The 19,415-nt window shown below is 53.7% G+C and carries 15 protein-coding genes and 1 tRNA gene; 7 read left to right on the plus strand and 9 right to left on the minus strand.

What is annotated here, in order from left to right; all coding sequences use genetic code 11:
• Positions 1-36 precede the first annotated feature (36 nt).
• Positions 37-630, minus strand: coding sequence for a D-sedoheptulose-7-phosphate isomerase (locus ABEA92_RS12865; RefSeq protein WP_345684238.1), 594 nt, complete (start codon positions 628-630; stop codon positions 37-39).
• A gap of 474 nt (positions 631-1,104) precedes the next feature.
• Here ABEA92_RS12865 and ABEA92_RS12870 point away from each other — a divergent pair, with 474 nt between their 5' ends.
• Positions 1,105-1,500, plus strand: a complete 396-nt coding sequence (locus ABEA92_RS12870; protein WP_345684239.1) for a hypothetical protein — start codon at positions 1,105-1,107, stop codon at positions 1,498-1,500.
• Between the two features lie 27 nt (positions 1,501-1,527).
• Here the strand turns inward: ABEA92_RS12870 and ABEA92_RS12875 are convergent, their stop codons facing one another.
• On the minus strand, positions 1,528-2,034 hold the full coding sequence (locus ABEA92_RS12875; RefSeq protein ID WP_345684240.1) for a hypothetical protein: 507 nt from the start codon (positions 2,032-2,034) through the stop codon (positions 1,528-1,530).
• Between the two features lie 110 nt (positions 2,035-2,144).
• The gene (locus ABEA92_RS12880) at positions 2,145-4,475 is read right to left on the minus strand and encodes a transglutaminase family protein (RefSeq protein ID WP_345684241.1); all 2,331 of its coding nucleotides are present in this window, start codon (positions 4,473-4,475) and stop codon (positions 2,145-2,147) included.
• 242 nt (positions 4,476-4,717) lie between these two features.
• Here ABEA92_RS12880 and ABEA92_RS12885 point away from each other — a divergent pair, with 242 nt between their 5' ends.
• Positions 4,718-5,026, plus strand: coding sequence for a hypothetical protein (locus tag ABEA92_RS12885; RefSeq protein WP_345684242.1), 309 nt, complete (start codon positions 4,718-4,720; stop codon positions 5,024-5,026).
• Positions 5,027-5,119: 93 nt separating this feature from the next.
• Positions 5,120-5,761 (plus strand): thioredoxin family protein, encoded by a 642-nt coding sequence (locus ABEA92_RS12890; RefSeq protein WP_345684243.1) that lies wholly within the window; start codon positions 5,120-5,122, stop codon positions 5,759-5,761.
• A 356-nt stretch (positions 5,762-6,117) separates the two neighbouring features.
• On the opposite strand, the gene ABEA92_RS12895 is transcribed toward ABEA92_RS12890, so the two are convergent.
• Positions 6,118-7,374, minus strand: coding sequence for an outer membrane protein assembly factor BamB family protein (locus ABEA92_RS12895; RefSeq protein WP_345684244.1), 1,257 nt, complete (start codon positions 7,372-7,374; stop codon positions 6,118-6,120).
• A 404-nt stretch (positions 7,375-7,778) separates the two neighbouring features.
• On the opposite strand from ABEA92_RS12895, the gene ABEA92_RS12900 reads away from it, so the two are divergent.
• Genes ABEA92_RS12900 through ABEA92_RS12910 form a run of 3 tightly spaced genes read left to right on the plus strand, consistent with a single transcriptional unit; the run spans position 7,779 to position 10,667 of the window.
• Positions 7,779-8,624, plus strand: a complete 846-nt coding sequence (locus ABEA92_RS12900) for a UDP-2,3-diacylglucosamine diphosphatase (RefSeq protein WP_345684245.1) — start codon at positions 7,779-7,781, stop codon at positions 8,622-8,624.
• 43 nt (positions 8,625-8,667) lie between these two features.
• Complete coding sequence (locus tag ABEA92_RS12905; RefSeq protein ID WP_345684246.1) at positions 8,668-9,903, plus strand: BtaA family protein; 1,236 nt, start codon at positions 8,668-8,670, stop codon at positions 9,901-9,903.
• Entirely contained in the window at positions 9,900-10,667 is a 768-nt protein-coding gene (locus ABEA92_RS12910) for a class I SAM-dependent methyltransferase (protein WP_345684247.1), read from the plus strand. The genes ABEA92_RS12905 and ABEA92_RS12910 overlap by 4 nt, the downstream gene beginning before the upstream one ends.
• 374 nt (positions 10,668-11,041) lie before the next feature.
• Here the strand turns inward: ABEA92_RS12910 and ABEA92_RS12915 are convergent, their stop codons facing one another.
• Positions 11,042-12,004, minus strand: a complete 963-nt coding sequence (locus tag ABEA92_RS12915) for an SDR family NAD(P)-dependent oxidoreductase (RefSeq protein WP_345684248.1) — start codon at positions 12,002-12,004, stop codon at positions 11,042-11,044.
• Between the two features lie 414 nt (positions 12,005-12,418).
• Positions 12,419-15,184, minus strand: a complete 2,766-nt coding sequence (locus ABEA92_RS12920; RefSeq protein WP_345684249.1) for a DEAD/DEAH box helicase — start codon at positions 15,182-15,184, stop codon at positions 12,419-12,421.
• A gap of 174 nt (positions 15,185-15,358) precedes the next feature.
• On the opposite strand from ABEA92_RS12920, the gene ABEA92_RS12925 reads away from it, so the two are divergent.
• A tRNA-Arg gene (locus tag ABEA92_RS12925) sits at positions 15,359-15,432 on the plus strand.
• A gap of 409 nt (positions 15,433-15,841) precedes the next feature.
• Here ABEA92_RS12925 and ABEA92_RS12930 read toward each other — a convergent pair.
• The 3 genes from ABEA92_RS12930 to ABEA92_RS12940 all read right to left on the minus strand — a co-directional run bounded on the left by ABEA92_RS12930 (position 15,842) and on the right by ABEA92_RS12940 (position 18,958).
• Positions 15,842-17,068, minus strand: a complete 1,227-nt coding sequence (locus ABEA92_RS12930) for a hypothetical protein (protein WP_345684250.1) — start codon at positions 17,066-17,068, stop codon at positions 15,842-15,844.
• Positions 17,069-17,282: 214 nt separating this feature from the next.
• Positions 17,283-18,278 (minus strand): toprim domain-containing protein, encoded by a 996-nt coding sequence (locus tag ABEA92_RS12935; RefSeq protein ID WP_345684251.1) that lies wholly within the window; start codon positions 18,276-18,278, stop codon positions 17,283-17,285.
• Between the two features lie 152 nt (positions 18,279-18,430).
• Positions 18,431-18,958 carry a MerR family transcriptional regulator gene (locus tag ABEA92_RS12940; protein WP_345684252.1) on the minus strand — a complete coding sequence of 176 codons (528 nt, stop codon included), beginning with the start codon at positions 18,956-18,958 and terminating at the stop codon, positions 18,431-18,433.
• Positions 18,959-19,415: the final 457 nt, after the last annotated feature.

Here is a 19,415-nt window from a genome sequence, read left to right on the forward strand (position 1 = left end):
CATCCGTGCGACGATTTTCTTCATCGCACCGCAACGCTACGACAATTTGTCGTCGCTGGGACGTGTCAAGTTTTTCAACGCGTTGTGAATGAAAACGACATGCATGTCCTCGGCGACTTGCATGTCGTGGATGGGCACGTGGACATTGATGTCCGCCAACGCGTGAATCTTGCCTCCGTCAAATCCGGTCAAACAGATCACCTTGGCGCCTTGGTCCTTCGCGAACTTCACCGCGCGGACGACGTTCTCAGAATTCCCGCTGCCCGAAATCGCCACCACCAAGTCGCCTTCGCAAACGATCGGCCGCAGCTGCTCTAGAAAGACGTCGTCGTAGCTGACGTCGTTGGCATACGCCGAAAAAATCCCCATGTTCTCCGCTAAACAGATTCCGCGGAAACGACGTCCCGAGGCAAGGTACAACGTCTTGTTCCAATCGGTCACCGCATGCTGCGCCGCTAATGCACTGCCGCCGTTGCCAAACACAATCGTTTGCGCATCCGCCTTCCATGTCTGATCAATCAAATCGATTGCCGCTTGCCACTCGTCAAGATCGCAACGATCGATCGTGTCTTTCAGCGCTGAGAAATACTCAGTCACTTGACTCAACTCACTCGCACTTGCATTCGCCATCTCAGATCACTCGAAACATTGGGAGAAGAATTTGACTTTGATCCTGACCCCACTCTATTGGGGTCTTTTAGCTTAATCCATCCGCGGTTGTGAGGCACGAATAAGTCCGAGAATTTATGCATATCTCACGGAATGGGTCGCGCGTTGCGAAACGCAATTCGTGGTCCAAACACGCACACCTCGCATCGAGGTTTCCCTTTCGGAAATCCGATCCTGATCGACCTGCCGGCAACATCCTGCAAATCGGATCGTTTGCCACGTGTCGATTTTCAAACACGAAAACTGGCCGCAGTCACTACAATCGTAATAGGACACGATCCTCTCTCGTGGATCTCGCAGTGGGCAGGCGGGAAATGTCGATGCTTGGGGGGCTTGGCGGTCGATACCGCTAACAAGCCCAGAAAAGATCACGCTGATCTCGCCGGCAGATGCACTGTCGTCATTCCGACTCCCTTTTACGTAGCTTTGATAGCAATGAAAAAATTCTATCTTGCCGTTTGTGTCGCCGCAGGGTTCCTGCTTGGCGGAAATGCGTCCAGTGCGAACGCTCAGCAACCAGCTCACTACTATCCGGCACGGCCGACGTTCAGCCCGTATCTGTTTTACCGGCAGTTCAACGGGACCGGGCTTCCGAACTATTACACGTTCGTGCGACCGCGTGAAATCTACAACGACTACATCACCCGAACGCGTCCGTCTTACTACGCTGAATCACAACGGCAACGGTTGATCAGCCAGGACCAAGTCGCGGAGATCGTCGACAACCAGATTCGTGAACGGATGACGACCGGCATCGGAGCCGCCTCGCAAGCCGCTACCTTCCAAAACACCTCGCACTACTACCCTCGGTCACCGATGCGGCGGCGGTAATCGAGCGTCGCGTCATGCGAAAACGAGCTAGGCTTCCTTGTCAAACGGCAGTCGAACTCGGATCAGTTCCCAGACGTGAGTGATCGGATCCATCCCCAACCAAGTGCTCAATCCGTAATGGATGGCGTATCCAATCGCCAGCACGATGCAGAGAACGAGAAGGGACCGCAGCAGGGCTCGGCGACGACGCTGCTGTTCCAAACGAACGAGCCCCTCGGTCGCACGAACGACGACGCTCCGGCTGTTCGCCGGCTTTGCACTGCGAACGTTCGTCGAGCCGTCCTCTTCACTCGGCTTTTCTGCGCGGGGGTTCCCCTTTGCCATATCCTCTACCAATTGATGGGTTGTCGCCAAACGCGACTCTGCTTCACTAACGAACGACTCGATATTCGGTTTTCGTTTGGTGGACTTCATGTCATGCAACGGGGTACGGAGAGTCAGCACGGAATCGACACCACACAATAGGGATGAGACCACCCCTCCAACGACATTGTAACCTCGCTGCACTTCGCTTGGACAGAGTTTACTTGCCACTGCAGCGAAATCCCTCCTAACCACCACGATAACGCAGGTCACGGCAACCTCTACACGAACATCGCGGACTGGACACCGCCGCCTCCGTTTCGACATTCCGAGAACCGTTTTCAGTTATCTTCACGATCGGGTTGCAGCGATGCTTTCAGTTCGCGAATCGGAAGTCCATTGATCCCATTAGGCTCACGGCGAAGCAGTTCGTCAAGATCCTCCCGTGCTCTTGCGGTTCGGCCGGAGATGGCCCGCAGTTGAGCTCGCATGAAACGATATCGATTCTCGTCGGGATGCAGCGTCACAAACATATCCGTTCGCCGCAACATCGCATCGAGGTCCTGATCACGAGTCGCGATGCCAATCAGATTATTGAGCACACGAGTCAGAATATCGAGGTCGCTTTGGGATTGAAGATCCGACGGGGCAATCGCTCGACCAGCGAACTGCCGAACCAACTCGTCGGCCGCTTCGTCGCTTAACGGCGTGCCCCCATCAAACACATCAATTAATTCTGTTTCCCCCGACTCCATCCGCTGTCTCACGACAAAGTGCCCCGGCAATCCGATCCCTTCCATGTGCAAACCAAGCCGACGGCCAAGATCGATGTACAAAATTGCCAACGTGATCGGTAACCCTTCGCGATCATCGATCACGCGATCCAAGAAACTGTTGGCGGGATGATAATACTCGGCACGACCGCCGTGAAAGCCATTCTCGCGAAACAGATACTGGTCAAGGATTTGGCGTTTCTGACGCTCGTCATCCTCGGCCGTGAAACCTTCGGCAATCTCACTCGCCATTTTGTCCAGCTTGGCTTCGTAGGCTGCCACATCGACCTGCGGGTTCTCGATCGCCGAGATCAGTAATGCGCCTCTGACAAGTCGACTTGCCGAATGGTCGGCGGCATCCGGCTGCTTCGCGAACAACTCGCCAAGCTGAGCCAACAAAGGCGCACGCAGCACATCGCTTGCCAGATGCTTCATCTGCTTCGCCTCTTCATCTAGTTCCACCGCTCGACGTCTCAGTTCTCTCGAGACGACATCACCGCTGGCAGCTAGCGTGTCGACATAGGCTTGATCGACGTCGCCCGCATGGTTGTCCTCCTTGCCCAGGCTCGCGATCCAATCGGTCACCGTCGTGCTGAGCGGCGGCGAAGCCAGATCGGGACCGACGCTAAACCGGCGAAACTCGGGCTTGGTATCGCGGAATTTGACGATCCCGACACGCCCCTTTGTCAATTGCGTATCCGTCGATTCGACCACCAAATGTTCATTGACATAACACTTCATCCGTCCCTCTTCGACTCGCACTCGCAAATGATTCCATTGCTCAGCCAAGTAGTGCTTGCTTCGCACGTCGCTAAGCACTTGCCACGAATAGACCGAAGGACCTAAGAAACAGGTCAACCGCATTTTGCCATTGCTTGGATAAAAACCGTAATGTCGATCGCCGCCGTCACTATGAAATGCAATCCCCGCTGCGCCCGATTCATCGTCAAGTCGCACCCACACCGAGATGTCATACGGTGGGTCGCCGACCGCCGCAGTGGACAAACACAATGACCGACCGCCAAATCCTTTGCCGGTGCCGCTTGCCGAGATCACGCCTCCGCGTTGCTGCCACGATCCGCCCAACACGATTTCCCATTCGCTTTCATCTAGCCCACTCAGTCGCACCCAGCGATCCATCGTGATCGGATTTGTTTTCTCACGCAGTGGCTTCAAATCATCGATCGGAATGGCAAAACCGAGATTGTCGTCGACGGCGGACTTCATGTTGACGATGCCGAGCACGTTGCCTTGGGTGTCCACGACCGGACCTCCGCTGTTGCCCGGCTGCACGGGCATCGCGAGTTGAATCATTTCGCGACCACTGATTTCGCGTACCGCCGAAACCATCCCTTCGACCACACTGTCTTGCAGCCCCAACGGATTACCAAACGCCAACACTCGCTTGCCCTGGGGTGGTAGCTCCGCTTCGGACAGCGTCAGTGCCGACAAATGCTCTTTCCCCACATCGACGCGAACGATCGCCAAGTCATTCGCCGAATCCGACGCCTCGATCGAAAGGACCGGCAACTTACGTCCCCCCGAAGTCTCGACCGTAAACGGACGCCCTTCGCCGATAACGTGCATGTTGGTCGCGATCAAACCGCCGCCATCGATGACAAACCCCGTGCCAATCCCAAGCGGATCTCCATCACGTCCTTGCACTCGAATCGTCACCAGCGACGGACGAACCTCTGCGATCAATTGCTCGGTCGTCGCAACCGCTGGCTGATCATGGGCCGCCTGATCATTCGTCGCCTGATCATTCGCTGCGTTATCCACTGCTGCATCGGGTTCGTCGGCCGACACCATCATTCCGGCGACACCCACCAAGCTCCACACCAGCACTGCGTGGCAAACTTGACGGAAACATCGAAATCGGTGAGGCCAAAATGTCATGGATACGCTTCGCAGTTCGTTTTTCGGGGGGATGCGTCGTGAGGTCGCTGGCTCGCAGTGAGTTATCTATTGTAAACGCAAGTCGCGGGGGGAAACTGCGACGAATCGGCGAATCGTTTTTTGGCTCGCCACGATTCCGCCAGATGTTAGAATTTCGGACACAGACTGCTTGGTAATTGGCCGCTTGATTGCCGCATGTCGAAGAAACCCCTCCCGCAACGCCCCGTTCTCACACCCATTTCATGATGAAGCCCAATCCTCCCACCACGTCCCGCTCGTTGCCCACCGCTGCTTCGGCGGATGTTCCCACGTTTGGATGCGTCGTCTACGTTTCCACCCTTCCCGATGGACGCAAAAAAGGGCGAGTCGCCAACATCGAAGGGATCGAGCAAATCGCGGGCAGCGAACGAGAACTGCTTCAGCGGATCGTGCCCACGTTCAAAAAAACGGTCAGCGATTATCTGGCCGCCGGCGAGTCCATTCCTTGGGTCGATCCCATGCCCGCAATCGCTGCCGACGAACAGAAACGATTTCTGCCAGTGCACCTGTAAGCGGCCATCGTCTCTGCGATTCGCGGGTCGCCTTTGCGGAACCAACTCGTTCATCCATCCACACTCTCTTTCTTTCCCACAGAAGCTTCTGCCATGCCGCGTCTATTTTTGCACCTCACCTCCGCAGCCGCATGGATCTTGTTGGCACTCTGCTACTCGACCGGGTTACTGAATGCAGGTGAATTCAACACCACGATCAACATCCATGATGACGCGCCGGCCTGGGCCAACTTGCCAGGCACCGACGATCAATTGCATTCGCTTGACGACCTAAAGGACAAGAAAGTCGTCGTGGTCGCATTCACCTGCAGCAGTTGTCCCTACGCGGTTGACGCCGAAGACCGATTGATTGCAATGCAGCAAAAATTTGCAGCCTCAGAGGTGGCAGTTGTCGCAATCAATGTCAACAAGGTCGAAGAGGACCTGATGCCGGCGATGAAACAGCGAGCCAAAGAAAAGAAATTCAACTTCCCCTACCTCTTTGACGAATCGCAACAGATCGCCAAGGCGTTCGGAGCCAAATACACGCCTGAATTTTTTGTGCTCGATGAGAACCGCAAAATCGTCTACATGGGATCGCTGGACGATAGCCCCGATGGCAAAAACGTCACCGAGCCGCATGTGATTCGCGCCATCGAAGCGGTGCTGGCCGGCAATAAACCCACGATCACGGAAACGGTTCCGATCGGTTGCCGGATCCGCTTTGAACGGAACCTTCGCAATCGATCACGGTAGCGTTCACGCTTAGCAAGCGTCGTGATTCAAGCTAGCGCGTCGCCATTGCGATCCCAAAGCGACGCGTAGGTTTTAAAACTGCGTGATTGTCTTTAGGGGCAAAGCCCCGCACGTTTACCCAGCCCAGCCCCAACGGGCTGGGACCGAGAAAACCAATGAATGGAAGGGCCAACGGCCCGGCCGTTTGCTCGGATTCATATAGAGTGGCTAGGCAAATTGATGGACCTTTGGCCCCGGGAAACATCTAAAAACGCAACTTTAAAACGCGTGAGCGGGGGAGCTTCCGTAACTACAAGCTTGCCCACGACAGGGAAACTGAATTCCGTCATGATCGCGGAGCGATCAACGACATTGGATTACTTTGCGATGCTGTACAGTGCTGACTTGCTTCGCAGGATCAATTGGTCGTCCACCACCGCAGGCGATGCCATGAACCCATCACCGAGTTCTGTTTCCGCCAGCACCTCAAATTCACGCCCAGCCTTTAGCGTCGTAATCACGCCTTCGATGCTGAACAAATAGATTCGGCCGCTGGCATAAATCGGCGATGCCGCGTACGAACCGCCGGCGCGTTTTTGCCAAACCATCTTTCCATCTTCGAGCTCGCGGCAAGTCACAATCCCGTCGTCCGTAACCATATAGACCAATCCATCGACGACAATCGGTGACGATTTCTTGGCGACACTTTTGGTCGAATTCCATGCGACGTGAGTCTTGGTGACGTTGCCGGTCCCATCCGGCCGCACCGCCACGATGCCGCCCATGCCGTTGGTGATCAACACCAATCCATTGACGTAGATCGGTCGCGCCGACGCATTCATGCCATCGTGGTAAACCGTCCACAACGGCTTGCCGGTTTGCGGGTCATACGCGATCGTCGCCACGGCACTGGGATAGACCAATTGCTCTTGGTCACCGACGCGGATCACTTCAGCCGTTCCATACGCCTTCATCCGGTCGCCGACATCGGTGCCATAATCAATTTCGCGTTTTGATTGCCACACGGTGTCGCCGGTATCTTTGTCAAACGCCACGACAAACTGGACGTCCACACCATCAAAGGCGACAAACAGTTTTCCTTCATGCAAAATCGGTGACGATGCGGGGCCACGAAAATGGTCACACTTCAAATCGTGGCGTCGCCAGATCACTGACGCATCGGACGTATCGACACAAACGGTGCCATAGCTGCCGAAATGAGCGTACAGACGTCCCGCTTCGATCGCAGGCGTCGGCGATGCATAGCTGTTCATCGGATGACAAAACTCGGGCGTTTCGTTTTCGATCACAACCACATCATGCAGCACCTTGCCGGTTGTCCGCTGCACGCAAACAACGGACATCTGTTTGCCGTCATCCGACGCGTTGGTCAACCAAATCGCGTCACCCCAAACCACTGGCGAAGACCAAGCTTTTCCATGAATCGCCGTTTTCCACTGAACGACCGAAGCATCAATTGCGGTGGGCAGATCCGCGTCATCGGCGCGACCGTCTCCGTGCTCCCCTCGAAATTCGGGCCACGTGACCACTTCCGCGACCAACGTCGATGTGAAAGCAAGTTGGGCGAACACCAAAACCACAACGGCGACGTAACTGAAAATGCGAACGATCATGGAAAATATTGCCTCTTTGTTGAAGTCCAGGCTGAACCTGCGGAAACCGATTCAAGGTGAGACTTCAGCAAGACCTCGAAAACAAAAACTTGACGGAGCCCTAGTCTAGCCGAACCAAGACGAGTTGTCCGCAAACCGCGAAAGTGGGCAAAAAAGACGTGTCTCCATCAACGTTCCCCTCCCCGATGCCCTCGAGCCCCACGGGTTTCGAGCCTCCGGCCAATGCCCCGAATGAGCGGCAATCTCCCGTCTGCGGCGGGCGAAAAACTTCTGAGAACCTGCGCTGGCGTTTCACCCAATCTAAACAAGCGTTCTCTAATATCTCGGGCAAGTGGAAATGGTGATGCCTTCTCACCAGAGAAAGCGTTCACACGCAATGCTCCTCCGTAAAACAGGACAATGGCATGGACGTAGCCAATGCGACACCGGTGCGGACACTATTGGTAAGTGACGTTCACCTAGGGTGCAAGCATTCGCAGTCTCGCAAATTCCTTACGTTCCTTCGTCAATTCAAGCCCGAGTCGCTCTACATCGTTGGCGATTTCATTGACACGTGGAAGATCAATACCGGTTGGTATTGGCCGCGTGATTGTGACGAGATCATTTCGCATCTGGTCAATTTGTCCCAACAGGGCACAAAGATTCACTACATCCCCGGCAACCACGATTCCTTCTTGAGGAATCCGGCACTGCGAGCGTTCTTGCCAACCGACCTGCCGAAATTCGAAGTCGACAACGAATTTGTTTTTGAAACACTCGGCGGTTGGCGATTCCTCGTCACACATGGTGATTTGTTCGACGTGTTTGAAACGCGAGCCCAATGGGCCTCGCGAGGCAGTTCGGTCTTTTACGATGCCTGCCTGAGTGCGAATTGGTGGTTCCACCGCATCCTGCTTGGCGAAGACCGCAATCCCTACGGCATCTGTGCGATCTTGAAAGACCGCGTCAAACGATGTGTTCGTTTCATTAGCAGCTACGAAGCCAAGATCTTGCAACACGCTCGCCTGCGAGATTGTAACGGTGTGATCTGTGGCCACATCCACACCCCCGACATCGTGTCAAACGATTCCATGGTGTACTGCAACACCGGTGACTGGGTGGAAAACTGTACCGCGTTGGTCGAGTCCAACGATGGACGTATCCACTTGCTACAGCGTTACGGCGAAGATGTGTTGCTGGATCTACCGAACCGGAAACTGCCGCTGGAACCTTGCCTTGAAAACGTCATGGCGGAAGAGGTTGCCGCCTAATCTCGCCTCGATCTCTAGATCTCGATTCGAAAGAGTTTTTTTGATGGTTGCCCCAAAATGGTCCGAATGGATTGGACAAAAATGCTTTTCCGCGGTGCATCGACGAAACCTTGTCTACAACACCTGCTGGGAAGACCCACGGATTGATCGCGAAGCACTCGCGTTGACTTCGGACGATTCCGTTTTGGTGATCACCTCGGCTGGTTGCAATGCACTGGACTATGCATTGCAGTCGCCGAAAAGCGTCTATGCCGTGGATATGAATCCGCTGCAAAACGCGCTATTGGAACTCAAGATCGCAGCGATCAAAACGATCGATTTTGACGACTTCTTTCAAGTCTTTGGACGTGGCCAACATTCCGATTGGAACGCCCTTTATCATGACGCGATTCGCCCAAAACTCGATCCTCAATACTGCACCGTATGGGATCGACGCACCGACTTTTTTGACGGAAAGTCGAGTCGCAGCAGTTTCTATTTTCGTGGTACCAGCGGGCTGTTCGCGTGGATGATTAACGGCTATTTGAATCGATCACCAGGTCTACGCGAATCAATCGAAACCATCCTGGCGGCCAAATCAGTTGAACAGCAACACGAAATCTATGACCAACACGAAATCAACCGGCGACTTTGGAACAAACCGCTTCGCTGGATACTGCGACGCGATACCACGATGGCGATGCTGGGGGTTCCTCGCAGTCAACGAAACCAACTGGACCAAGATTACCCAGGCGGGGTGAGCGGGTTCATTCAAGATCGCATTGAAACGGTATTCAAACGGATTCCACTGCGAGACAACTATTTTTGGCGTGTCTATCTGACCGGTCAATACACGCCTCAGTGTTGTCCTGAATACCTTAAATCGCAAAACTTTGAGCAACTTAAAAAGGGGTTGGTCGACCGAGTCCATACTCAAACCGATACCGTCGAAGGCTTTCTATCGAAGCACGACCAACCGATTTCTCGCTTTGTGCTGCTCGATCACATGGATTGGCTCTACTCGCGGTATCCCGAGTTGTTAGCAAGTGAATGGCAGAGCATTGTCAATCGGGCGGCGGCCCGCAGCCGCGTGTTATGGCGAAGTGCGGCACTGGACGTTGATTTTGTCGATCCACTACGCGTCACCGCCGAAGGGCAATCGGTCCAGCTGGGTGAATTGCTGAACTATCAACACGACTTGGCCGGCGAGCTGCATGCCCGCGACCGCGTTCATACCTATGGCAGTTTCTACATCGCCGATCTCGCCGCCACGTCCAACGCCACAGGGGTTGCCGCATGAGCCAGTCGCTGCCGCACGTTTCGTCAACGCCGTCGCGTCGGTCCGATTTACGAGTCCTTTGGCATTTGCTGTTTCACCGGGTGCGAGGTGAAACGCACGCCCAGCGACTCGAAAGCTTTTATGGCGGTCAAGCAACCGACTATGATTCGTTTCGCGAGCGGATGCTACATGGCCGCAACGAACTGATCTCGTGGATCGATTTCCCCCACGACGGCGTGTGGTTGGATATCGGTGCGGGAACAGGAACCAACTTGGCATTCGCTGGCGATCAAACGAAGCGACTTTGTAGCGTTCACCTGCTCGATCTCTCTCCCTCTCTGTTAAAGGTTGCGGACCAGCGGATTCACGATCTTGGCTGCGAAAATGCCAAGACCCATCTTGCCGATGCCACCACGTTTTCGCTGCCACCGGCGAGCGTGGATGTGATCACGCTGAGCTATTCGCTGACGATGATTCCCGACTGGTTTCAAACGCTCGCACTGGCTGAAGCGATGTTAAAACCGGGAGGGGTAATTGCGGTGGTCGATTTTTATGTCTCGCGAAAACATGCCACCAAAGGTCAGCGGCAGCATGGTTGGTTGCGGCGTGCATTTTGGACGCACTGGTTCGCCGCCGACAACGTGTTTCTCAGCAGCGATCACCTCGCGATGCTCCACCGCCGGTTCACGACCGATCGCTGCGAAGAACGACTTGGCAAGGTCCCGTACCTACCGCTGCTGCAGGCCCCGTACTATCTGTTTCTAGGCCGCAAACCAACCTCGTAGTTTGCCCCTTTCCCGTAGCGAAACTTGTCAAAAGTTTCGTCCGGTCCTCCCTGATTCCCCCGAAAGTCTTGACGACTTCCGCTACGGAGATGATCGCTTCTAGCGATCTCCCAATGGCGAACGCACTTCGTAGCGAAACTTGTCAAAAGTTTCGTCCAGTCCTCCCTGATTCCCTCGAAAGTCTTGACGGGCTGTTGATTTAGTGACGTTCCGTGCGGCAGGGGTGTATGATGGACTTCCTAGTCCGTCAATGGTGTATTGGACGGACTAGGAAGTCCGTCCTACGACTAAAACAACAAGCCGTCAAAAGTTTCGTCCGGTCCTCCCCGAGTCCTCGAAAGTCTTGACGACTTCCGCTACGGGGATGATCGCTTTTAGCGTTGTCCCCACTGGCGGACGTTCGGCAGATTTCGATACAACAACCACGTGTAAAAACGTCGAGGCAGCAGACATCGCAACCACGCGAACGCTACCGCATCCACACTGCCATAGACTCGCAGTGGGGGTGATTTAGATCTCGCAATGCGAGTCACCTTGCTTGCCACCGAGTCGGGAGTGGCAAGTGCTCGGCCCATCATCTTTGCAATGAATTTTTCCATGTGGTGGTAGTGTTCATGATAGGGGTCACTGCAATCACTTGATGCCTTCGCACTCATCACCGTGTAAGGGACTTTCGCGAACGCATCGGATCGCATGAACCCCGGTTGCACCAGAGTCACGGAAACATTCCAAGGTTTCAATTCGTAGTAGAGTGCTTCACTGGCACCTTCCAAGGCAAATTTGGATGCCGAGTAAACCGACATCGTCGGCATCGCCATCATCCCGCCCACCGACGAGATATTGATGATCTTCCCGGATCGCCTCGCTCGCATCCCCGGCAACACACAGCGGATCAGCTCCAGTGGCGAACGAAAGTTGATGTTCATCTGATGCAATCGCTCCGGCTCGGTCACATGTTCGACGCACGACCGATAGGCCACCCCGGCGTTGTTGACCAAAATGTCGACACCACCAAGCTTCTTGTCGATCTCTGCAACCAACTCGCATCGCTGGTTTGCATCGGTCACCTCCAATGATCGTATCCAAACCGTCTCGCTCGCATTGATTCCATGCGTTTTAAAGCGGGCCAACGAGGACTCACGAGCGGTCAAGACGATATAGTATTGCTGCGACTCTTGTTCGGCGATCAATCGTCGCGCGAGCGCCAATCCCAGTCCCGCCGACGCTCCGGTGACCAGCACGACGCGGCGATGCTTGGTTGGACTTGCAAGAGGATAGCCAGCCGCTTCGGCTTTCGCACGAGCTCGCTCCAGCAACATCGCATCAGGCTTGTGCATCCCTTGTTTCCCAGCAGCGTTGATTTATGTCATCTGCTTTGGATGCCAACCGTTTAGCCTTAAAAGCACAACGCGGTGAAACATTTGAAAGAGGGAAAATGACGGCACTTCCGTTTCGTAGCTACGCTCGCCCGAGCGTGGATGATTGCCGCGCAAATACGAATCACCACCTTCTGGCGAAGGTAGCTACGTAAAAATCCTTCCCAGCGTTACCCAAAGCAAATCCACCCAACGCATCTGCTATGCCAACCGACCCAACCGAGCGAGCTCAGGGAAAATAGGTAGAGGTTATTGCGTCAAAACACGATCAAAACGCGTCTTCATGAGCGAATCGGTGCGATGAAGTCCCATGCGACATCTGCACAGAAAGCAGGCGTACCGATGTCTTTTTGCCTCAATGACAAGCACCTCGCATTAGGCTTCCAGCAGTCGCGCCAACGTCATCGCCAAGCCTCGCAGCGCATCGTTGTCCGGCAGACTGATCGTCAATTGCGGACGACCTTGGCTGTCGGTTTCGACACATTCACTCAGTCGCTCGCTCAATCGATCGACCGTTTCGCTTGATGGAGGGGTGTCCCCCGGCTTGTTGATCAATTCCCCGGCCAACGCAAGTGCGGCTCCGACAAGCTGGCCGCTCGCAGCCGAAACTTTTTCGCGTCGCTGACGCAACGCTTCGGTTTCCGCCTCGACCCGTCGCTGTTGGCTCTGGTCCACCGGCGCGGTCAGCGTGGGGCCGATGATTTGCTCAAGCCGCCGTTTCAACTCCTCCATACCACTGAACAATTCGACCGACTCGACATCACTCTGCATATCGAGCGACGCATTGGCCAAGTCCTGCTTGGATGCCAACGTGTCCAACAACTTCTCTTCGATCGTTCCCGTGGTCACCAGTTTGTAAACGTGCACAGGATTCTTTTGCCCCATGCGGTGAGCTCGCGCAATCCGCTGCTCCAACACCGCTGGGTTCCACGGCAGATCGACGTTGATCACCGTGTTGGCACTCTGCAAGTTCAACCCCGTTGAACCGGCGTTGGTCATCAGAATCACCCGGCACTCGGGGTCGTTTTGAAATTGAGCCACAATTGCAGCCCGCTTCTTCTGAGGCACTTTGCCATCGAGCCGTACAAAGTCGCATCCGATTTGATCCAACCGCCGCTCGACGCGATCGAGCATCCGTCGCCATTCGCTGAACAATACAATCTTGCGAGTGGGATCGGCAATCAATCCTTCAAGCAGCTCGCCGAGTCGTTCTAGTTTGCTGCTGTATTCTTGGTCCTGTTGATCGATCAGGTACGTGCTGTCAGCGACCATCCGGGCCATTGCCAATGCGCGACGCAGACGCAACATGTCGATTTCGGTTAGAAATTTCTTCGCGGTGATTTGGGCAACCACCTTCATGTTGCTGTCGTGAATTTCCAGTTGTTCCGCCGTCGGTACAATTCGCACGATTTCATCGGTCCGCTCCGGCAATTGTTTTGCGACTTCGGCCCGTGTTCGCCGCAGCAGGATGGGCTGCATCGTTTCGCGAAGCTGATCCAGTCGTTGGTACCCGAGCGTTTTTCCTTTCTCGTCAACAACTCGATGACGATGAAAGAATTGATAGGCGGGTCCAAGACGCTGTTCGTCCACAAATCTCGCGACCGTAAACAACTCGCCAAGATTGTTTTCAAGCGGAGTGCCCGAAAGCACCAATCGATAAGGACTTTGCAGCGTCCGAATCATGTTGCTGGTTTTGGACTCCCAGTTTTTGATTCGCTGGCCTTCGTCCAAAATGATCAAATCCCACGGGGTTGATTCCATTGCCGTCAGATCTCGCAACACCTGTTCGTAGTTACAAATGGTAAAGAAGGCGTTGCTGCGATATTGTTCCGCCCGCTCGGCACCGGTCCCCAGCACAATCTGCACGCTGCGGCCACTGAACCGCTCGATCTCGCTTCGCCATTGACTCTTCAGCGATGCCGGACAAATCACCAGCACACGTTTGATATCGGCCAACCGAGCGAGCAATTCCGCAGTTCCGATCCCTTGAATCGTCTTGCCCAGCCCCATGTCGTCGGCCAGGATCGCACGTCCGGCACCCACGGCGAACGCGATCCCATCGAGTTGGTAAGGCAACAGTTTGGCGTCCAGCAATTCAGTTCGCAGCGAATGTTTGGCGGGATTGCGGCGAATCTCATCACATTGCGATTGCAGATGCTTTTGCACCAATGCACGCTGAAGGTAATCCTCGGCATCGGGGTAAAGATGAACGGGGTGACCAGCGTGTTCGAGCGCCTCGATCCGCCGCATCGCCTCTTGTCCATCACGCAAGGACTGCTCACCGGCTTGATCCACGATTTCTTCGACTGTTGGATCGAGCTTCGTCGGCAAATTAAATCGCAAACCAAAATCGTCGCCGTAGTGCAAACGCAAAGACAAATTGTTGCGTTGGTAAGGTGTCGCTAACTCCGACTTTTTGAACCGACGTGAAATTTTTTCCAGCACATGAAAGACGTGCTTACACGTTCCCAGTGAGTTCGTGCGAAAGTCGGGACAAGAGCAATACGATTGGCCCGGCTCGGTCCCACGCAGAGCGACACGATAGGACTTGCCCGACGTTTTGCTGGTGACCACATAGTCGGTCCAAGGTTTTGACGAATCGGTGGTGCGGACCATCATCGGTTCTTCGACCGCCCGCTGCCGACGTTCGGCCAAGGCACGTTCGCGCAATTCATCATGCGTCAGATTTTCGAGCGGCACCGATTCATCCGGTGGCGCTGCCAGACCAAGGACACTTTTGGCTTCCAACAGATGCGACAAAGCCGCGGCCAGATGGACACACGCGGTTTCGCACTGATCACAATTGGGCTGCAACTGTTTCGAGCGAGCCGATTGAAGAGTAAATGTCGCGATTGCACGCCCGCCTGGGACGTCGGAATCATGAAACCGGACGCGGTACAGGTCGCCGCCCAGGAAGACATCTTCTTCGGAATCGATTTCGAAGGCCCGGTTGCTTTCGCGGAGCAGTTCGGGGCCTTGTTCACCGAGCAATTGACAGGCTTGGTAGTAGGTCAGCGAAGCAAGTCGCTGATGGAAGGGGTTTCCCTTGGCTTTTTTGCGATTCGCAGGCTTACTTTTTGCGTCCGAGCGGCTGGATTTGGACTTTGATTTCGATCGAGTGGACTTTGATTGGGTCGCCATATTCCAGCCGTCTCCTTGCCGATGGATACCATGAAAATTGATTTGCATCTAATAGAATGGCGTCAAAGTGAACCAGCAAGCGACGGCGGGGGTCATGGTAAGATAGGTAACCCAAAAAACCTGTTAGAGGACACTTGGACAAAGCGGCAGAGGAAGCTAAACTCTGGGCATCACGCACCCGTAGCTCAACTGGATAGAGCATCGGTCTTCGGAACCGAGGGTTGGGGGTTCGAATCCCTCCGGGTGTACTTAAACCCGTTTTCGACGCGTTCCACCGCGTCGGAATCGGGTTTTTTCGTGCTTTTGCGGCATTGTCGCAGATTTAAGGGATGTCACATCTGCGCGAGCGGCTTTCTTTCGGCTGACTGCGTCGTGGCGATCGGCGGGTCATTCCGGGTGTAAAACGCCCGATCGACGATGCCCCCGCCCGCACCACCGCGCAAGCTGCCCCGTCGCCGTTGACCGTCCGATGGCAAAGAATCGTCGATGGGTATAGGTGCACAACACCGGCCTATTTTCGCTCGACATCCGGCAAGACGACTCGCAGTCGGCGACGACTTTGGTTGCGGCAACCTCGAAGTCATTCCAAGCTTCCAATCGGTCTAGTCACGCATGCCCCCACAAGATGCTCTGTCCCCGATGGTCGTTGAGCAATCATCATGGCGAGGGCTGTGTCCCGAATTCAACATGACTGTGAACTTCATCGCAAAGTAGACATAATTCCAAGTCCATAGGCGAGACGTAAACTCCAGAGTTCTTTTCGGGTACAGAGCGGTCCGTTGCAATAATCGCGCAAGTTTCATTTCCCTGTCTAGCAAGAACAGGCGGGAACAGGTGAAGGTTTTGACCGTTAAGCAAGTCTGTGTTCGCCCCTTTATTAGTTTGTTTGATTTTGAAAACCTCCATCATCTCGCGTTCAGCGGAAAATGTGAGCCGAGTCACTTTGTCTGGACGCAGCAACATGCAATGAATCTGCACTTCCGTCCGCCTTGAAGGTAGAACTTCTAACGGAAGCGCGTTCTTTCTCTTAAGCAGCAATAACTCATCTTCGACGAAGTACTCGGGCTCGGGATTTGGGATTCGTAAGATTTCAAACCGACTTGGGTCTTCGGCATAAACGCCAGCCAAATATTGTGAAACGTAGTGCCATGTCATCAAACAGGACGCCTTGTGGCATTGGTCAAGAACCGCCTCGTCAGCCGTCAAAATTGTCGTTTCTTCGCCCAAAGCAATCGCACGGACGAAAGCTGACACGACAAGGTATTCGTCGTTTACTTTATGCTCCGCTAGCTTAGAACTTTTGCCTTGCTTCGCAAGTAATTGAGCGCGAGTCGTTCCTACTCCCTGCAGAATATTGCTAACTTCCTGATTTGATGGAGACCGACCGTTCTCCCGGATAAACCGCTCCCGAACGATTTCCGCAAAAAATTTGCGGCTTCCTAGGAGTGATACATAGTATTGAATTGTATGCCAGATTTCGGACGGTGGTTGAAATAAGAGATTAACAGGATCGGTCACTCCATCACGCTGGCCCTTCACAATAGCACGAATCTGTTCGTTCTTGACTTTCTCGTCTTGTAGCCACCACTCCAATTCGTCAAGAATTGGCGGAATGATGGTCAATCGATCATGCTCAATTAACGCATCCCAAATTCGAGAATCTGTTTCCGAAATAAATAGCGAAGTGTCACAAAATACACTGCCGCCTTCACGAAAGCGGATTGAATTCGCGATTGTTTGAGGATCGAATGGAAACTTTTGCATAACATGGCCAAGGCGACAAATTGGAATCGCACCTGCGGGCACGCTGCCCACTGTAGGCATTTGAATGGTCCCGCAAATACGCGAGTCCATCTGGCTGGCTACTCTTGGATCTTTGGACATGGTAATTCTCCTCGAAAACACGACAGCAATTGAACCGCGAAGGTTCGCTGAGCGAAAGCGGTCCAATTCCCGTTTAGGCTCAGCTCCCTTTCGCAGTGGATCACAGACTCATAGTTTGTGACAGATTACACGGATTTCGCTCAAAACATGACATTTGTTACACGCGTCCCCAATTGACACGGAGTGGGCGTTGTCTTGCAGCCTCACTTAACACTTACGCTAGAGAGTACTGTGGTCCAGGTTCTCGTTGCTTCAAGACCTCGTTCCAATCTTCGCCGCGTTGAACAGGCCGATGGTCAACAAATTGCAAATCAGTTCGTTCCGTCTGAATGACCATCTCTGAAAGCGTCTGCGTCATACGATCACCGGCCTCATCGTTATCGAACGCTGCCACAACACGACTCCCCTCCTCCATCCGATTCATGGCAGAGCGGATGAGGGCTGGCTGATCGGGATTGAATTGCCCTGAAATCGACGCCACTCGCGTCTGATCTTGTTGTCCATGAAGAACCAGATACGAAACTGCGTCAATGGCGCTCTCGGCAAACGTTAGCACATTGTCGGTTGGCTTACCGGTGCTCATCCACAACGATTTACGGCCACCCTTGGAAAACATGTTGACGCCCGGTCCCTTGATCTCAAACCCGGTCAGGCATCGATCATCCGGTGTGGACACATGCGGTGCGCCCCAGTGTGGGAAGATCACTGATCCGTGTCGTGGAGAGTGACGAATGCAACCCCGCAAGTGATCGCTCAATAGCAACGGGAGCGGGATACCTCGTGTGTCACAAAGAAAACGATGGTGCGATTCCAACGGCTCGAATTGCGAGTATCGCGAAGCAACACCCAGCAGGTCCGACTCACTGGAGCGAATGGTTGTAGCAAAACAATCGCGATATTTCTCTGCAATGATCCCCAAGTTGGCGCCGTTCAAGTAAGGTCGCAGCAATTGCCGAACACGCCCAAGCGAACATCCTGGTTCAACAACACGCTGTATAAAATCGATGGCAGTTCCGTTTGATTTGGAGTCATGCACACTGCAATAGACGTAGTGGGCTCCGTTTTGGGCAATGATGATCTTTTCCGCTCCGGATTGCATCAATACCGAATGCTTCGTGCTTTTGCGACGATCGATGACAAACCCGAATGCGCTCGCAATCAAACTCAGATTAATTTTTTTGAAGGCGTCAAGTTCGTCAAAGCGATTCATTGCTTAGCCCCCTCCTCCCACATCCGGCACGGCTAAAAGATTTTATAACCTCACTTCCCCATTGCCATTTGCTCAAATCTGCATCCTGGCATCGAGGTTGCTGTTTTCCGGTACAAACCCTTTCAGAACGCGTAAAGTCGCTGTAGGAAGATTTATGAGCAAAAGAACGACTGTTCATCCCATAAGTTTCTTCCAGAACGATTTTTTCGTTCCGCTTGCAGTGCCCGTTTTAGCCTCGTTGTCTCTTCTTCCTGGTTGCTGATCAGTTTCTCAAGTCTGCTGAACTGTTCTTCCCAGCCCTTGTTGTGATTGGCTTGATGCTCAAGTAGCAAGGTGGTTCGGTTTAACCCGTCCTGTGATTTCGACAATGCTTCCCGCAAATCTTCAACTTGCGACTTGTACTGTTCAATCAACTGGTCATTGAGCCGTTGGAGTTCGGAGGGTAGTGGCTTAGAAGGAGATTCGATACGGACGGGCTCCAATGCATTTTTCCCCTCCTCACGACTGAAATCACAGAGATCGGCATACACCCTCGCCAGCTCGGATGCTTCGATCAGTTTATTGCCATCATCATCAATGCTGAAGGAGAGTTTGCCACTTTTCATATGCCGGGCAATGGTGGCTCTGCTTTTACCGATGATGCGGGCGGATGCAGATATGGACAGTTTCGTTTGGGACAATGGAATGGCTCACTCAAATGCTGTTGACACTTGCAAACTACTGCAAACTCATGGCGAGTGACAAGCATTTTTTGATGTCAGTCATCTGTTATGCACATAAGGAACTGCATTTGGACGACCTGTCCATGCACGCGGACATGGCCATGTCGCATCCCGTTCAGGTCCCCCGCGACTCTATTGGGACACGCCGCCTACCTTGTGATTGCCCGACTATCAACGATGCATGGACATGGTCTCGAAGCTGTAAATGGCCATGTGCACTTTGCCTATCAATGGCCGGACGCTCACGCTTTCATTGTGCGCTTCTTGGACAGAAGAAATGTCGCATGCTGCGCATGTGCATCAAACCAACCTAGTACATGTTCATCGCACGTTTAAAATGTCGCGTTTCTCACGTTTGGACAGGGTGCATCGTTTTTAGACATGCCCATGTTCATGGCCACCACGCATGTTCATG

It is taken from the genome of Novipirellula caenicola (assembly GCF_039545035.1).
Classification (GTDB): domain Bacteria; phylum Planctomycetota; class Planctomycetia; order Pirellulales; family Pirellulaceae; genus Novipirellula; species Novipirellula caenicola.

Coding starts and splice junctions, on each gene's coding strand:
- ABEA92_RS12865 (WP_345684238.1), bottom strand. CDS start 630: ATGGCGAATGCAAGTGCGAGTGAGTTGAGTCAAGTGACTGAGTATTTC.
- ABEA92_RS12870 (WP_345684239.1), top strand. CDS start 1,105: ATGAAAAAATTCTATCTTGCCGTTTGTGTCGCCGCAGGGTTCCTGCTT.
- ABEA92_RS12880 (WP_345684241.1), bottom strand. CDS start 4,475: ATGACATTTTGGCCTCACCGATTTCGATGTTTCCGTCAAGTTTGCCAC.
- ABEA92_RS12885 (WP_345684242.1), top strand. CDS start 4,718: ATGATGAAGCCCAATCCTCCCACCACGTCCCGCTCGTTGCCCACCGCT.
- ABEA92_RS12890 (WP_345684243.1), top strand. CDS start 5,120: ATGCCGCGTCTATTTTTGCACCTCACCTCCGCAGCCGCATGGATCTTG.
- ABEA92_RS12895 (WP_345684244.1), bottom strand. CDS start 7,374: ATGATCGTTCGCATTTTCAGTTACGTCGCCGTTGTGGTTTTGGTGTTC.
- ABEA92_RS12900 (WP_345684245.1), top strand. CDS start 7,779: ATGGACGTAGCCAATGCGACACCGGTGCGGACACTATTGGTAAGTGAC.
- ABEA92_RS12905 (WP_345684246.1), top strand. CDS start 8,668: ATGGTTGCCCCAAAATGGTCCGAATGGATTGGACAAAAATGCTTTTCC.
- ABEA92_RS12910 (WP_345684247.1), top strand. CDS start 9,900: ATGAGCCAGTCGCTGCCGCACGTTTCGTCAACGCCGTCGCGTCGGTCC.
- ABEA92_RS12915 (WP_345684248.1), bottom strand. CDS start 12,004: ATGCACAAGCCTGATGCGATGTTGCTGGAGCGAGCTCGTGCGAAAGCC.
- ABEA92_RS12920 (WP_345684249.1), bottom strand. CDS start 15,184: ATGGCGACCCAATCAAAGTCCACTCGATCGAAATCAAAGTCCAAATCC.
- ABEA92_RS12930 (WP_345684250.1), bottom strand. CDS start 17,068: ATGTCCAAAGATCCAAGAGTAGCCAGCCAGATGGACTCGCGTATTTGC.
- ABEA92_RS12935 (WP_345684251.1), bottom strand. CDS start 18,278: ATGAATCGCTTTGACGAACTTGACGCCTTCAAAAAAATTAATCTGAGT.